Genomic DNA, 15,096 nt, shown 5'->3' with positions numbered 1-15,096 from the left:
AATGTAGCTAACGGAAATAATCTAAAACTCCATGTCCCGCTGAACCAACACAGAAGATCCGTCCCAGTGCGAGAGAGACGAACCCCGTGGCGGCAAGCGCCCGCATCCCCCAGCCCATGCGGACACCGAACCGCGCACCCCGCTCCCGACGCTTGACACCACGCCATGGCAAAAGGCATGATTCCAATCTGGGCCTGTTGGAGAACGTCCCCCTCCCCCTTCGTGGAGCCCCGTCCGATGCGTTCCACCGGGATCCAGGACACGGGTTGACCCGGACCGCCAACGCATCTTCAACCACGCAGCTTCGGATCACACCATGCAGAGCCTCGAAGGGATCAAACTGGCGATCATCGGTCTCGGTTATGTGGGACTGCCCCTGGCCGTGGAGTTCGGCAAAAAGCGCCCGGTGGTCGGGTTCGACATCAATCCGGCGCGCATCCACGAACTGCGGGCCGGCCACGACAGCACCCTCGAAACCACCCGCGACGATCTGCTGGCCGCCAAACATCTGACCTTTACCACGGAAACCGGGGCGCTTGCCGCCTGCAACGGCTTCATCATCACCGTGCCCACCCCGATCGACGACCACAAGCGTCCCGATCTCACCCCTTTGATCAAGGCCAGCGAAACCGTGGGCCGGGTGCTCAAACCCGGTGATCTGGTCATCTACGAATCGACCGTCTATCCCGGCTGCACCGAAGAGGATTGCGTGCCCATCCTGGAAAAATTCTCCGGATTGCGCTTCAACGTCGATTTCTTCGCCGGCTACTCGCCCGAGCGCATCAATCCCGGCGATCACGCCCATCGCGTCACCAACATCCGCAAGGTGACCTCCGGATCCACCCCCGCCTGCGCCGATCTGGTCGATGCTCTCTACAACGAGATCATCGCGGTCGGCACCCACAAGGCTTCGTGCATCCGGGTCGCCGAGGCGGCCAAGGTGATCGAAAACACCCAACGGGATGTCAACATCGCCCTGATCAACGAACTGGCGATCCTCTTCAACAAAATGGAGATCGATACCGAAGCCGTGCTCCAGGCCGCAGGCAGCAAATGGAATTTCCTCCCCTTCCGGCCCGGTCTGGTGGGCGGACACTGCATCGGCGTGGATCCCTATTATCTGACCCACAAGGCGCAAAGCGTCGGCCACCATCCGGAGATCATCCTGGCGGGTCGGCGCCTGAACGACGGCATGGGCAGTTATGTGGTGGCCCAGTTCGTGAAAGCCATGACCAAACGCCGTCTCCAGGTGAGCGGCGCGCGGATCCTGGTCATGGGGCTGACCTTCAAGGAGAACTGTCCCGATCTGCGCAACACCCGCGTGGTGGACATCGTGCGCGAGCTGCACGATTACCAGTGCCAGGTCGAGGTGTTCGATCCGTGGGTCTCGAAGGTGGATGCGCATCACGAATACGGCATCGCGCCCATCGCCCATCCGGAACCGCACGCTTACGATGGCATTATCCTTGCTGTGTCTCACCGTCAATTCCAGGAGATGGGCATCGCCACGATTCGCGGTTTCGGCAAGCCGGGACATGTGATCTATGATCTGAAATACCTCTTTGACGCGGACCAGACCGATCTGCGTTTGTAGGCACCGTTCGGATCCCCTGCCACCCCGCTGCCCGCCCGATCTCCCGGCCCGATTCCCTCTCCCCGCCCGCTGATCGGAGTGTGTCCCGATGTCGAAACCCCAGGCCTTCTATCCCTTTTTCCAGGTCGGACGGATCGGCGAAATCGCCATGCGCATTCCCAAGGCGCGCAACCTCTATCCGGAGAGCGAATACGACCTGACCATCCTGCTGCCCGACACCCAGATTCCCACCGCCAACCAGGCGGTCATCGATATCCTCTGCCGAGGGGTTCGGGTCAAGCATGTCGCCAGCGAACAAGAGGCGCGCGCGATTCACCAACAGGCCAAGGCCGAGGATCCGCGTGCCGTCTGGGTCGATCCGGATCCCGCGGCCAACTACATCGAATACCTCAACCGCTTTCACGACCAGCCCCGGAGCTATTTCGCCTCCTTGGGCCGGGAGGATGTGGAAAAAGGGTGGCGGTTGCGCGAAAAACTCGGCATGCCGCGCAATGCCCGGATCGTCACCTGCCATGTGCGCGAGGCCGGCTATCTCGATCACAAGGCCGACATGTCCTATCACGGCTACCGCAACGCCGACATCCAGAACTTCTTTTACGCCCTCATCTATCTGATCAAGCGCGGCTACTGGGTGGTCCGTCTCGGGGATCGCTCCATGCGCCCCTTGAGCGACTTTCCGAACCATTTGATCGACGCCCCCTTCCATCCCGATTACGAGCCGTTCTTCGACCCCTACTTCATTGCCAGCAGCGACTTCTATCTGGGCATGCTCTCCGGACCGAACACCCTGGCCGGCGCCTTCGGCGTGCCGCAACTGCTCACCAACGTCCCGCTCTCCTGCGCCTCGGAGGAGAACGAGGGGGACATGATGATCCCCAAGAAATATTACTCGCACCAGCTGGGACGGATGTTGACCTACGAGGAGATCCTGATGAGCCCGATCCTCGACTTCAACCGGCTCTATCTCTATCAGGAGTCGGAGATCGAGGTGATCGAGAACGCCTCCACCGAAATTTTCGCGGCGGTCTGGGAGATGGAATCGCGGCTCAACGACCGCTATCCGTTCCGCGAGGAGGCGGAACTCTCCCACGCGCGGGTCAAGCAGATCCAGAAAAAAGCCCATCTGTGGCGTCAGCACACCCTCACCCCGGACCACTATCCCCACTACCCCTTCGTGGCCAGCTATCTGCTCAAGGGTCGGCTGAGTCACGAGTTCATCCGCATGCATCCGGGCTATCTGGGACACGATTTCCCGCGTATCGCCTGGGGATTCCATCCGCGCGTCGAGGGGCTTCCGGCACGTCTGGAGGCGTTTCATCGGGAGCGGATGCAGACATCGCTGTAACTTGCATGATGGGGGGAGAACCCCCTCGCCCCCCGACCATGGACCGCCCTTCGGGAACTCCATGGTCACGGAACGTCCCGAATGGGGTGTCAGGGAAGCAACCCGAGCACGACCAGATGGGTGTCCCTGGCATGGGGATCCTCGTGATTGCTCGAATTGCCCACCACGATGATCCGTCCACGCTTCTCCACCATCACCCTGGCCACATGGTCGGTCACCGCGCCGACGGAGACCACCCGCCGCCCTTCGGGACCCAGGCTGGTGTCAGGCCGGCCATCGGCGGAAAAGCGCGCGATGCCGATGGCGTAGAAAGACGGCCCGCCAGGAATCCGCCCCTCCTTGCGCTCACGGTCCACATCCCCGGCCACCAGCACCTTGCCATCCGGCAGCAGCACCGGCGGTGTCTGGGGACGCAGAGGACCGGTGGACAGCATCAGGGTGCCGTCGGTTCCCAAGGCGCCATCCGCGCCGCCATCGGGCAGCAGACGGATGAGGAGCAGTTGATTGGGGGTTGGACGGATCGCGGCGCTGATCAGCACGCCGCCCGTGGGCAGGATCGACACCGTTGGCCGATCGCAGACCCGCTTCTTCTCCATGAGACGAATCACCAGACCCGCCTTGCCAAACCCCTTGTCCAATGCGCCATCCGCGGCATAACGGGCCACCACCAACCCGGAATGGCTCTCATCGGTTCGGATCCCGGTGGCCACGATCTTGCCATCGGCTTGAACCGCGACTCCGGTGATTTCGGCACTGCCGCCCACATCGGTGGCCACCATGCCCTGCTCGCCGAAGCTCGGATCCGGCAATCCCGCCGCAGTGAGGCGCAGCAAAAAGAAGTGCCCCTTGTTGGCGGAGAATCCCACGCCCAGATCCGGTCGTTGCACCTGGATCAGGTGGCTTCCGCCGATGAGGATCTTGCCATCCGGCTGAATCGCCAGGGCGTGCGGAAAGGATCCGCTCCCCGTGGACTGAATGAACACCCCCTGCTCCGCGAACCCCTCGTCCAGGGAACCATCGGGCCGATGCCGGGCCAGGGCCACGCCCTGTTTTTCGTGGCTGAGGTATCCGGGACTGGCCACGACGATGGCGCCATCGTTCATCACCCCGACATCCTTCGGACTGCCCGTGGGGCCGATGCGCGTGGAGACGATCCCACCCGTTCCGAACGTCCCGTCCAGGCTGCCGTCAGGTCGGATGCGGGCCAGACCGATGGTGGACTGGAACTTCTTGTCCGTCAGATGCATCGCCACGACGATCTTCCCGTCCGGCTGGATCAGGCCGTCGATGGTACGGATGTTGCGCGACTCGATGCCGATCTTGAGCAATCCGTCGTGCGCGAACCCCTTGTCCGGTTTGGCGAGCGCATCCACCTCCCCCTTGACGACCACCGCGGTCAAGGAATCCTGACTGACGGGCGGTGGTTCATCGGGGAGTTTCTCCTGCTCCATCAGGTGTTTTTCGATCTTCTGGCTGACCTCCTCACGCAACGGCGCCCATTCGGATGCGGATCGGATGAGTTCGCCTTCCGAAACTCTCTTGTCGTTGAGAGCCGCATCGATCAGACCGGCCCCCTGTTTGCAGACCCACATCGGGGAGATCTCATCCACATAGAGATCCGCGCGTTGCAAGGCGCGTCTGCCGGCCTCGCTGAAGACCTTGCGATTCTGTCGGGAACCGGAGGCCACCTCATGGGCGAATGCCGGGAGCAGTCCGACCCCCTGACGGGCGCTTTTGTCCCGGCAGCGCAGGGCATCGTATTCGGCGCGCGCCATGCCCACCACGAACCACTCCATGGCCTTGGACTTGTCGGTGGGCCAAAGGCGGCGGGACAGCTCGACGATGTAGAGCGGAGGGAGTTTGTGGGAGTCGGCCTCGAGCCGGGGGATCAGCACGCCGTTTTCGGACATGGGCCGGTTGTGCAGGATGAAGAAAGGATCGTTGTTGGTTTTCTCCGGTTGCCCGGACAAAGGAATATTTCCTTTGGGACTGGAGTCGGACAGGCCCGCCGCACAAGCCAATGGCACACCAGCAAGCAGGACGAACAAGAAGATCGTCATCAAAACGATTACATCTTCATGCAATGTTGTGCATTTCTTGCCATGCATGTAAAGATGAGTAAGGCTGGCCATGCGAAACGCTCTCCAAAGTTGTTTCAACAATGGGGCGCATGCTACCACCACCCGAGTATGCACGCAAACGTTTGTTTGTCCGCGCGCCGATTCATCCGGGACGACCGGCATGGTGAACGAAAACCGACCTTCAGGATGGAGAACCCCTCACACCCCGACCGTGAACCTCCCTTGGAACGTTCCATGAAAAAAACCGCCTCGCGGCGGTCTTGTTCATTCGGCATCCATCACCCCCATCACGACCGGACCGGTCGCCCCACTCCATCGGCACGCAACCACTTGGACGCTTGACGGCGCACCATCACTTGAACGATTGCACCAGCGAACCGACCACCAGCGCCCACCCGTCCACCAGGACGAAGAGAATGAGCTTCACCGGCATGGAGATCACCAGCGGCGGGAGCATCATCATGCCCATGGACATGACCACGCTGGCCACCACCATGTCGATGATCAGAAAGGGCAGATAGATCATGAAGCCGATCTGGAAGGCGGTCTTCAACTCCGAAATCATGAAGGCCGGCACGATGAGGCGCAACGGGGTATCCGCCGGACTCGGGGCCTGCTTGATCCCGGACAGACGCATGAACAACTCCAGATCCTTGGCCCGGGTCTGACGCAGCATGAAGGAGCGAACCGGCGCGATGGCCCTCTCCAACGCCTGCTCCTCGCCGATGGACTTGGCCATGTAGGGCTGGATGGCATCCTGATTCACCTTGTCGAAGACCGGACCCATCACGAAAAAGGTGATGAACAGGGCCAGGGAGATGAGCACCTGGTTGGGAGGTTGTCCCTGCAGGCCCATGGCCTGGCGGACGAAGGACATGACCACGATCACGCGGGTGAAGGAGGTCACCATGATCAGCAGCGCCGGGGCCAGGGAAAAGAGGGTCATGAACCCCAGAATCTGAAGCCCCACCCCGACCTGATCCGGATCGGCCCGACCCGCGGCGTCACCCGTGGAGAGTTTCACCCCCGGCAGGGCGATGGAGGCCGCATCGACCAGACCCGGCCAGACCAACACGCCTGCCGCCGCGACCAGCAGCGTACCCAACGCCAGAATGCGCGCCCTGGATTTCACGGTTGCGACCCCTTCAGATTGACAAGCTCCTCGGGCGTCATCTCGGCCAGCAGCGTCACCCGATCGCGGGAGACGCCGAGCAGCCAGGCGCGCGATCCGACGCGCACCAGACGCACCCCGACACCCGGAGAAAAATTGCGACCATCCTCGACCCGGATCGGACCCGTGCCGCCCATCTGCGGGACATACTTGCGCCCCACCCGCACGGCCACGGCGCCCAGGGCGACCAGCAGCAGCAGATATCCGGCCACGCGGGTCGCCTCGCCGAGCAGATCCACCGGTTCCGCCCCCTCTCCGGCCCAGACCGTCGAAATTCCGACACCGATCCAGACCAACGCGACAGCCGCGCCGGTCCACATGGCACCGAGTGCCGGTCTCATCGACGCAGATTCTCCAGCCGTTCGCTCAACGACACGATGTCGGTGATGCGAATGCCGAGCTTATCCTTGATCATCACCACTTCGCCGTAGGCCAGCAGGCGATTGTTCACATGGATCTCCAACGGATCGTCCGCCTCGCGGCCCAACTCGATCAGGGAGCCCTTGTTCAGTTTCAAAAGATCGCGGATCTGCATCTTCACCTGGCCAAGACGCACGGAGATCTCCAAAGAGACATCCATGAGAAGTTCCATGTTCTTCTCATTGACCACCGTGCTGCTCGAGCCCGACGAGGCACGCTCACCGCCGCCACCGCCGCCGCCACCCAGCTCCAGCTCCTTGAGGATGTTGGGATCCAACAACGCACCCGTATCGTCCATAGCCACCTCGTCTGCAATCATGATCCGTGTTCTTGGCGCAAAGCACTCGAAGAGCCTTCCACGTCAAGGAGGGCGAGGGGAGCCTCTCCCCATCGAGTAAGTTAACGCGTCACTTGTCGAGCGGCAGGATCTGGGTGATGCGGATGGCCCGCTTCCCGTCCACGATCCCGGCCAGACATCGATATTTGGCCTCGCCTTCCACCTCCACGTCCATCTCCTCGGAGAGTTCGTGGGAGAGCGGCAGCACGTCGCCGACCTGGAGATCCAGCATCTCCCGCACCGACATCTGCTCACGGGAGACCACCGGCGAAAGGGCCAGCGGCACCAGTCCCAGCTGATGATGCAGCGCATCGATCCAGGCGGTCGAACCCTCGACCAGATCCTTCTGCTGGAAACCGACCTTCAACTGCTGCTTGAACAGCTCCAGGATCACCGCCGGATAACAGATGGTCAACGTCCCTTCCGAGTCGCCCACCTCCACCGCGAAGGAGATCAAAAACACCGTCTCGTCGAGCGGCATCACCGCCGCGAACTGCGGTTGATTCTCCCAGCGGGTCAACACCAGCTTGAAGGAGTTGTCGAGCTTCTTCCACGACAGTTCGATCTGCTCGCGGGTCACGTCCATGATGCGGTCGATGACCTTCATCTCGAAGGGCGAGAAGTTGCGGAACGGTCGTTCCGAATCCCCCGACCCGCCGAAAAATCCCTCGAGAATGTGATACATCACCTCGCCATCGATGGCCAACAGGCTCATCGACTGGGAGGGCTCGACCCGCAGGATGTTGATGAAGATCGGCGGATCCAGACCATGCAGAAACCGACCGAAAATCTGGTTGGTGGTCGATTTCGGCTGAACATGCACCTCCCGTCCCACCTTCTGGGTCAGCTTGAAGGAGAGTTGCGAGGCCAGATGCTCGTTGATCAGGTCCAGACCGGGCAGCGCACCCACCCGGATGGCGGTCTTCTGGCCGAAAAAGAAGGAGGTGACTTTCTTCTCCTCCTTCTCCTCCTTGGCATCCTCGGGTTCTTCGAAATTGAGAGATCCGTCGTCCAGACCCGCCATCAAGGCGTCGATCTCTTCTGAGGAAAGGATCTGAGTCATCGTATTTCCAATCCGAAGCAAACTTGCATGATGGGGGAGCCCCCCCTAACCCCCCGACCGTGGACTTCCCTGACAGGAGTTCCACGGAAAAAACCCGGCGGTTATTGAATGACGAATTCCGTGAAATAGACCCGTGTGATGGATCCGTTCACCAAAAGCGCGTTGATCCGGGCCAGCAACTCCTCGCGCAGACGGAATTTGCCTTCCAGGGCCTGAAGTTCACGCGAGGACTTGGAGGTGAGAAGCGCCAGGATCACATCCTGCAACTGGGGCTTGCGCCGTTCCAGCTCCATCTCCAGCGGCGACTTGGCGGCCTCCTTGCCCGCCTCCCCACCACCGCCGTGTCCCCCGCCCCCGCCACCGGCATCCTTTTTCTCGCCCTTGTCGCTCTTCTTGCCACCATCATCCATCTCCAACTGGATGGTGGTCTTGAGATAGCGATTGCCCTTGGGCTCGTTCAGGTTGACCACGAACGGGTCAAGCTTGAACATGGCGCCCACCATCTCTTCGGGCTTCTTGGATTTCTGTTCAGGCGTGGGTTCCAGCTTCTCGGTCTCCGCGACCTGCTTGCTGCCCATGGACGAGCCGAGAAAATAGCCGCCGCCACCACCCAACAACAAGGCAACCACCGGGAGAATGATTTTCAGCACTCCCCCTTTGCCTCCCCCCGATTCCTGCTCCGCTTCGTCCGCCATGAGACCCTTCCTTTGTTTTCATACCGAGTGTGTTGGGATCGGTTTTACGTTAACAAACCGCGACGCCATGCACAAAGCCTTTTGACCCGGATGACGTTTCAATCAACCTCATCACCGCTTGAGCGAAATCAACTCCTCGAGCATGCCATCCGAAACCGACACGATGCGCGAGTTGGCCTGGAAGCCGCGTTGCGTGGTGATCATACGGATGAACTCGTTGGAGATGTCCACGTTGGACTGTTCCAAAGAGTTGGAGGCGATGCTGCCCAACCGGCTGCTCTGGGGAATGCCGATCATCGGCTGTCCGGACTGAACGGTCGGCTTGTAGAGATTGGCGCCGATCTGCTCCAGGGCATTCTCGTTGGTGAAGTCCACCAGCGCGATCTGATACATCTTGCGGGTCTGCCCGTTGGTGTAGTGACCCGAAACGATGCCATCGCGATCAATGGCCAGGGTGTCGAGATTCCCCGGCGGATAACCGTCGGCGGTCCAGTTGCCGGTGGAGGACTCGCTGGCCACCTGGGTGCTGGACGACAGATCGAAGGCGAGCTGCAAGGGGGTGGTGGCGCCATTGGTGAGCGCAAACTCCAGGTTCACCGGGCTGCCGGAGAGATACTGACCGCTCGTGTCGAACTTCAGAGTGCTGGCCGTGGTGGCCGTACCGATCAAATCACCGGTGGACATATCCTGCTCCTGGGCGCTCCAGGACCACTCGTTGGCATTGGCGGTGCGGTTGAACTCCATGCGCAGACTGTGCGGGTTGCCCTTGGAATCGTACACGCGCACCGAGGTGTGGAACGGCAGGGCCGCGGTGGGACGATCGTCCAGATTGACCGGCAGGGTGACGCTGGTGCTGGCTGCGGCCAGATTCTCGTCGGCGGTCGGCAACAGGATGTCCTGCACCCCGGCCTCGCCGGAGACCAGATGGTTGCCATTCGCGTCGAGCTTCCAACCCTGAAGACGCAGACCGCTGCCCGAGGTGACCAGATAGCCGTCCTTGTTCTTCTCGAAGGCGCCGGCACGGGTGTAGAAGGTATCCATCGGCAGGGCCAGGGAGTTCAGCTTGCTCGACAGGGCGTTGTCGCGCACCTTGAAGAACCCGCGACCGTCGATGCTCATGTCCGTGACATTGGCGGTGGAGACCGAACTCCCCTGCTTCATGTTCTGTTGGATGTCGGCCAGACCCACGCCAGTACCCACCTGATTCATGCTGCCGAGGCCGTTGGTGCCCACGGTCTGGATCAGCACGTCCTGGAACGAGGAGGTGCTCCCCTTGAAGGCGGTGGTGTTGGCGTTGGCCAGGTTGTTGCCGATCACGGTCATGGCCTCGCCGAAGTTGATCAAGGCGCTCGAACCGGAATACATCGCTTGCAAGATGGACATGAATGGCTCTCCGTGAAAATTCGACCCAGTGGTCTTATAGGTATTTTGGTATGGATGTTCGCGATCAGCCCTGCTCGACCTGGCGAACGTCGGCGATGTTGACCTTGCGCCCGTTCATCTCCAGAACCACGCCGCTGGAGTCGTTGATCACCGCCTTCACCACCCCGGCCTCCAGGGTCGGAACCGCTGTCACGTTTCCAGAGGCGTCGGTCATGGTAACGGCGAACCGGTAGGTGCCATCCGGCAGATCCGAGCCCTGCAGACTGACCTTCTGGGTGCCGCTGGTGAAGGTCTGCTCCATGGACTCGACCACCCGGTTGTTGGCGTCGTAGATGTTGATCGTGGCCGTGCCCGCGCTCGGCATCTCGAAGCGCACCGTGCCGGCCCCACCGGTCAGGATGGTCTGATCGCCATCCACCACCGCGGTCTTGCCGATGTAGGAGACCGCCTGGTTCAATTGATTGACACCCTGGGCCGCGATCAGTTTTTCCAGAAGCGTATTGCTCTTCTGCTGCTCGCCAAGGCCGGTGAACTGGGCCATCTGGCTGGTGAACTCGGTGTTCTGAACCGGCTCCAGGGGATCCTGATACTGCAACTGGGCAGTCAGGAGCTTCAAGAAGTCGGTCCGCAACTCCTCCGCGCTCTGCGCCGATGTCTTGTTGGCGGTCGAGGTGCTGGTGCTTGTCGAAGAGACGCCATAAGCCGCGGTAGTGGTCATCATCGTACTCCCAAAAAACGTCCGAGCCATTCAGGCGTCATCGCCCATGCGACGGATGGACCCCTGAAACACTTTATTCAAAATTCGCGCCAAATCCGCACAACACCCCCTCACCTCCCAATCACGCCCCCACTTCGGGCCTACCACGGTCAGGCGGCATCAGGCGAACAAACTCAATCCCGACACACCCCCGCTCGCAGCCGGCGCGGAACGCACCGTTTCCACGGTCGGGGACGGACTCTCGGATTGGCCTCGCCCTGACGCGCGCCAGGCAAGCCCCTCACGCCGCTCCTCGGTGGCACCGTTGCCCCCCTGGAAACCCCATTGCGCCGCCGCGTCACCACCGCGTCCATCGTCCACATGTACCATCACTTCGCCCATGCCCAGATTCTGACGGGCCAGGGCCTCGCGCAACTGCGGGATCTGCTTGTTCAACAGATCGCGCGTCGCGTCCGACTCGGCGGTGATCATCACATGCACCCGCTGATCGTTGTCCACGGCCACGCGCAGATCGAGATTGCCCAACTCGCGCGGATTCAGGGAGATACGCATCTGCTCCGCGCCACCGGCGCGGGAAATGAAACGCATCCGCCCCACCTCCCCGGCCAACTCGTCGCCAAACGCCGGCGACTGGGGAGAAAGGGGGTTCCCGGAGGTGACGCCCGGCTTCTCTCCCACGCCCCGCGCGCCGTCGGAAACCAGACGCATGGCCATGGCAAAATCGTTTTTTTCGTCCGTTGGCGTCAGGGAAACGGGAAGATTGAGATCGGCTCGCGCCTGGGTCCGGCTGGCCATCGTCTCTGCCAGCCCACGGGCCGGATTGTTGCCGGCCACCGTGGCCTCGAGGAGGGGTTGACCCGGCTGACCCGGATTGCCACCCGCCTCGACCACCGGCGGCATCGGCATGCCAGGTTGGCCGCCCTGCGACGGGATATTGGCGGACATGCCGGCCTGGGGTTGCGGCAGCGACTCCCCAGCCGCCATCACCGGCGCATGCACACTGGCGTTGACGGCCAGAAGCGCGGCATGGGGCATGGCAAGCCAGGCCAACTCCTCTCCCTTCCTGCGGGTCGAACGCCCCTTGCCGTTGGCATTGGCCAACTCCCGAAGCGTTTTCTCCCCCACCGTCACGGCAGACTCGGACGTTTCCGCATCTGCGGCGCCGGACTCCTCATCGCTCTTGGCCGCTTCGGCATCGTTCTTCCGGGGCTCCTGGGATTTTCGCGCCTGACCCGCCTCGCGCGCATCGGCGACCTCGGCGGTCTCCTCGGCATCGCGGGCCTCGCGGTCCGCCTCCTCGGCCCGGGTGCGGACCGTCTCGGCACGCGCCTCCTCGCGCTCGGCGTTCAGGGTGGATTTGCGCGTTTCGGCCCGTTGCAACGCCTCCTCGAAGAAGCGACGGCTCCCCTCCTCGGCACTCTTGGCGACCGAGGGCCGCTCGGCGGACGCGGGCGAACGGGACTCCACCCGGGGCATGAACAGTTGCGACAAGGTCATGGTCTGTAACACTCCGCATCCGGTTCGGATTCATGAAGGATAAAGCATCCGAAACCCATGCATTCAAGCGTCGTGCCAGACCAGGATGAAGCGCCAAGAAGCGTTCAGGGGGGCAAAAGAGGTCAGGGAGGAGGATTGCGGGTTTTATCGCGGAATGTCACGGAGAGAAACGGCAGGCAAGAAACTCCCTGCCCGGCAGTTTCTGCCCGATCAGGCCACGGGCGTTTTTGCCGAATGATCCAAGAAGGTATGGTGCGTCAGGATGGCGATCGTTCTGAACCGTGTGTTCCGAAAGCGGACTCAGCCCACCTGCGGAAACAACGGTTTCTCAAAATTATGCAGTTCGATGTGGTATAAAATTGCAGAATACAACAAAATATCCATCGGAGGAATCTTTCCGCCAAGTCTCCAGCCTTTGGAGATGCGCATGGCCTTAAGGAGATGCATTTCATAGGATTCCGCCCCTTCGTAGGTGGGCGGCATAACAAACCCCTCCAGTCCGATTCTTTCGAGCACTTCGCTGTCCAACTGCGCCACATCATCCAACCGATAACCACTTTCATGACTCAGATATGAATACAAAACATGCAAGGCACACTGAAAAGCCAGAATTTCATTGGCAAGCCGCACTTCCAAAGGCTGACGGTCCGACGGGACATCCCGTGTACGTTCGCATACGCCGGCTTGCAGAATCGCCGCTGCCACACAAGCAGCGATCTTATGCCGATCCATCAATTTGCGGCCAACCGTGGAAGCAGGTGATACATCCCGATGAATTTCCTGCATTTTATTATGAATATCTTCACAAAAGCCCACAAATGCCGCACGAACATTCTGTTCAGCATCAAGAGCCAGAACCAGGCTGTGATGGTTTCTCGCGATCAACTCGTCCGCCTCGATTTGAACGCACTCTTCCCAGAACCGATCAAACAGTTGCAAAACCCCGGTTTGCTTGCATCCGCTCATTGATGCCTGTCCCCCAACCCTAATCTCGGTCCAACGAAAAAGAAACAGTCAAGCATAACCGATCGTATTGCTTTTATCAACCCTTGATCATAACAACATCAACCCTGGCCCAAGCAAAAAAAAAGTCCGAGATCACACCCGAAGCCGTCTTGGGATGATCTCGGACCAGAATTTCGTAAAAAACATTCGGGTGAGGCGTGTTTACGCCTCGGTCAAGGAGAGCGCGAACGAACGGCCAGCACGACGCGGGGTGACCTTGCTGGGATCAAGATCCTTGTTGGAAAGATGCATCCAATCCGCAAACTCCTCATCCGTCATCGGCTTGCGCCATTCAGACGACGCAGTGACCTGCCGGCCCACGCGCACACGCGACATCACAACGGTATCGCTTTTGAGTTTCGAATTTTCAGACATCTGATTGACTCCTGGTCCCGCGCATTACGGCTGACATCGCTTCCATCGTGTCCATCCCGCGTCCAAATCAACGAAGCGACCTCCGCTTCAACCTTGACGAACCGGAACATGACGCGCACCATGCCACCATGCCTTGACTCAAAACTTATCACAGCCTCCGCAAGCAATCAACGAGTATTCTCCAATCCGTGATTTCTGCCCAACAGTCGAACCACGTTGACAGGCATGGCATACACGACAACATATTCCTCACTTCACTCATGGACACCAATATGCAAGACTTACTCCAAAAACAAGAAGACGCACCGACACCACCCCCATCAGAACCCCAGGACAAAGAAACGGAGTATCGCCTGTTGCTCTTCCTGGCAGCGGACATGCAGAATTCAACCGCGATCAAATATCGATTTCCACGCATGAAAATGCCTGAGTGGAAAAAAATATTACGCAATTTCCATGAAGGTCTGATCCGGAACTTCGTCGCGGAAATCAACCGGTTGAGCGCGTCAAGCAGGGGGGATCAACCCAGGGTATGGAAGGCACTCGGCGACGAAATCATTCTGACCGTCAATCCAGGCGTTTTGCCGAATCTCAAACATTATCTGGCGGCATTCGGCAAGGCGGTCAAAACCTACAACGCCGAACTGGCGCAATCAGACCAGCAGATCTTTTCTCCGGCGGGAGAAGTTCTCAGGCTGCGACTCAAACCGCGCGCCTGGCTGGCGGACTTTCCCCTGAACAATCTGGAGATGGTGATTCCCGACGGCATCCTCGATCCAACGTACCCTGAGCGACCCTGGGAAAAAGAGACCATCGACTTTGCCGGAAAAGCCATCGATACCGGATTCCGTCTTGGCGCCTTTGCCACCAGCCGCAAATTCGTGCTCTCGGCTGAGGTGGTCTGGGCCTTGGCCTGTGACCCAGAAGAAAAGCTCTTTCCCTTGTTCCACGAGGGATCCGCACCGCTCAAGGGTGTCCTGGGCGGTGATTCCTATCCCATCTTCTGGTGGGACTTGAAGAGTGGCGACACGCCTGAAGACCTCTGGACCGGACGCACGCCAATTCATCCATCCAGCAACCCCTTGCTACGCACCTTCTGCGAAAAATTCATCGGGATGGATTGCGACCCCTTGTTGCGCCCATACTTTGAGAAGGCTTTACCCTCATCCGTCACGGAGGCCATTCATCGCTTGCAAGAGGAGTATTGACGACCAATCCCCTTGCAACCCGCGAGCGCGCAAATACCCTCAAAGGCAAAATCAAATCCCTGGGAGAGGAATCTCCCAGATCCTCTCTTTATTTTTACCCATAAAAACCACACATCCCAAGCAGGGTGCGGTTTAAGTACAAACGCGCTTGACAGTCAAAACGCCATCCCAAGGTCTTTGCCACACACCCCGTCCGTGGCAACA

14 protein-coding genes are annotated in these 15,096 nt (G+C 60.2%); 3 read left to right on the top strand and 11 right to left on the bottom strand.

Annotated features, from left to right (window positions below):
- The first annotated feature begins 316 nt into the window (after window positions 1-316).
- Both tviB and ACV4UY_RS13395 read left to right on the top strand, forming a co-directional pair.
- Window positions 317-1,594: a Vi polysaccharide biosynthesis UDP-N-acetylglucosamine C-6 dehydrogenase TviB gene (tviB, locus tag ACV4UY_RS13400; protein ID WP_491608087.1), complete on the top strand. Its 1,278-nt coding sequence runs from the start codon at window positions 317-319 to the stop codon at window positions 1,592-1,594.
- An 88-nt stretch (window positions 1,595-1,682) separates the two neighbouring features.
- Window positions 1,683-2,939 carry a TIGR04372 family glycosyltransferase gene (locus ACV4UY_RS13395; protein ID WP_491608086.1) on the top strand — a complete coding sequence of 419 codons (1,257 nt, stop codon included), beginning with the start codon at window positions 1,683-1,685 and terminating at the stop codon, window positions 2,937-2,939.
- A gap of 89 nt (window positions 2,940-3,028) precedes the next feature.
- Here ACV4UY_RS13395 and ACV4UY_RS13390 read toward each other — a convergent pair whose 3' ends face one another.
- The 11 genes from ACV4UY_RS13390 to ACV4UY_RS13340 form a co-directional block, all read right to left on the bottom strand.
- Window positions 3,029-4,909, bottom strand: a complete 1,881-nt coding sequence (locus ACV4UY_RS13390) for a hypothetical protein (protein WP_491608085.1) — start codon at window positions 4,907-4,909, stop codon at window positions 3,029-3,031.
- A gap of 463 nt (window positions 4,910-5,372) precedes the next feature.
- On the bottom strand, window positions 5,373-6,152 hold the full coding sequence (gene fliP / locus ACV4UY_RS13385; protein ID WP_491608084.1) for a flagellar type III secretion system pore protein FliP: 780 nt from the start codon (window positions 6,150-6,152) through the stop codon (window positions 5,373-5,375).
- Window positions 6,149-6,532, bottom strand: coding sequence for a flagellar biosynthetic protein FliO (locus tag ACV4UY_RS13380; protein WP_491608083.1), 384 nt, complete (start codon window positions 6,530-6,532; stop codon window positions 6,149-6,151). The genes fliP and ACV4UY_RS13380 overlap by 4 nt, the downstream gene beginning before the upstream one ends.
- On the bottom strand, window positions 6,529-6,930 hold the full coding sequence (fliN, locus tag ACV4UY_RS13375) for a flagellar motor switch protein FliN (RefSeq protein WP_491608082.1): 402 nt from the start codon (window positions 6,928-6,930) through the stop codon (window positions 6,529-6,531). Before fliN ends, ACV4UY_RS13380 begins: the two co-directional genes overlap by 4 nt.
- Window positions 6,931-7,018: 88 nt before the next feature.
- Window positions 7,019-8,011: a flagellar motor switch protein FliM gene (gene fliM, locus ACV4UY_RS13370; RefSeq protein ID WP_491608081.1), complete on the bottom strand. Its 993-nt coding sequence runs from the start codon at window positions 8,009-8,011 to the stop codon at window positions 7,019-7,021.
- 101 nt (window positions 8,012-8,112) lie between these two features.
- Window positions 8,113-8,706 (bottom strand): flagellar basal body-associated FliL family protein, encoded by a 594-nt coding sequence (locus tag ACV4UY_RS13365; protein WP_491608080.1) that lies wholly within the window; start codon window positions 8,704-8,706, stop codon window positions 8,113-8,115.
- A 111-nt stretch (window positions 8,707-8,817) separates the two neighbouring features.
- Window positions 8,818-10,089 (bottom strand): flagellar hook protein FlgE, encoded by a 1,272-nt coding sequence (locus tag ACV4UY_RS13360; RefSeq protein WP_491608079.1) that lies wholly within the window; start codon window positions 10,087-10,089, stop codon window positions 8,818-8,820.
- 64 nt (window positions 10,090-10,153) lie between these two features.
- Complete coding sequence (locus ACV4UY_RS13355) at window positions 10,154-10,810, bottom strand: flagellar hook assembly protein FlgD (protein WP_491608078.1); 657 nt, start codon at window positions 10,808-10,810, stop codon at window positions 10,154-10,156.
- A 156-nt stretch (window positions 10,811-10,966) separates the two neighbouring features.
- The gene (locus ACV4UY_RS13350) at window positions 10,967-12,304 is read right to left on the bottom strand and encodes a flagellar hook-length control protein FliK (RefSeq protein WP_491608077.1); all 1,338 of its coding nucleotides are present in this window, start codon (window positions 12,302-12,304) and stop codon (window positions 10,967-10,969) included.
- Window positions 12,305-12,604: 300 nt separating this feature from the next.
- On the bottom strand, window positions 12,605-13,270 hold the full coding sequence (locus ACV4UY_RS13345) for a hypothetical protein (protein WP_491608076.1): 666 nt from the start codon (window positions 13,268-13,270) through the stop codon (window positions 12,605-12,607).
- 201 nt (window positions 13,271-13,471) lie between these two features.
- Complete coding sequence (locus ACV4UY_RS13340) at window positions 13,472-13,684, bottom strand: hypothetical protein (RefSeq protein WP_491608075.1); 213 nt, start codon at window positions 13,682-13,684, stop codon at window positions 13,472-13,474.
- A 272-nt stretch (window positions 13,685-13,956) separates the two neighbouring features.
- On the opposite strand from ACV4UY_RS13340, the gene ACV4UY_RS13335 reads away from it, so the two are divergent.
- Entirely contained in the window at window positions 13,957-14,892 is a 936-nt protein-coding gene (locus ACV4UY_RS13335) for a hypothetical protein (RefSeq protein WP_491608074.1), read from the top strand.
- The last annotated feature ends 204 nt before the right edge of the window (window positions 14,893-15,096 follow it).

The sequence above is a fragment of the Candidatus Magnetaquiglobus sp. genome (genome assembly GCF_058402785.1).
This window is presented reverse-complemented; position numbering and strand designations above follow the sequence as displayed.

Bases quoted from the DNA above. Each gene is read 5' to 3' on its own strand.
- tviB (WP_491608087.1), top strand. From the start codon at position 317: ATGCAGAGCCTCGAAGGGATCAAACTGGCGATCATCGGTCTCGGTTAT.
- ACV4UY_RS13395 (WP_491608086.1), top strand. From the start codon at position 1,683: ATGTCGAAACCCCAGGCCTTCTATCCCTTTTTCCAGGTCGGACGGATC.
- ACV4UY_RS13380 (WP_491608083.1), bottom strand. From the start codon at position 6,532: ATGAGACCGGCACTCGGTGCCATGTGGACCGGCGCGGCTGTCGCGTTG.
- fliN (WP_491608082.1), bottom strand. From the start codon at position 6,930: ATGATTGCAGACGAGGTGGCTATGGACGATACGGGTGCGTTGTTGGAT.
- fliM (WP_491608081.1), bottom strand. From the start codon at position 8,011: ATGACTCAGATCCTTTCCTCAGAAGAGATCGACGCCTTGATGGCGGGT.
- ACV4UY_RS13365 (WP_491608080.1), bottom strand. From the start codon at position 8,706: ATGGCGGACGAAGCGGAGCAGGAATCGGGGGGAGGCAAAGGGGGAGTG.
- ACV4UY_RS13360 (WP_491608079.1), bottom strand. From the start codon at position 10,089: ATGTCCATCTTGCAAGCGATGTATTCCGGTTCGAGCGCCTTGATCAAC.
- ACV4UY_RS13355 (WP_491608078.1), bottom strand. From the start codon at position 10,810: ATGATGACCACTACCGCGGCTTATGGCGTCTCTTCGACAAGCACCAGC.
- ACV4UY_RS13350 (WP_491608077.1), bottom strand. From the start codon at position 12,304: ATGACCTTGTCGCAACTGTTCATGCCCCGGGTGGAGTCCCGTTCGCCC.
- ACV4UY_RS13345 (WP_491608076.1), bottom strand. From the start codon at position 13,270: ATGAGCGGATGCAAGCAAACCGGGGTTTTGCAACTGTTTGATCGGTTC.
- ACV4UY_RS13340 (WP_491608075.1), bottom strand. From the start codon at position 13,684: ATGTCTGAAAATTCGAAACTCAAAAGCGATACCGTTGTGATGTCGCGT.
- ACV4UY_RS13335 (WP_491608074.1), top strand. From the start codon at position 13,957: ATGCAAGACTTACTCCAAAAACAAGAAGACGCACCGACACCACCCCCA.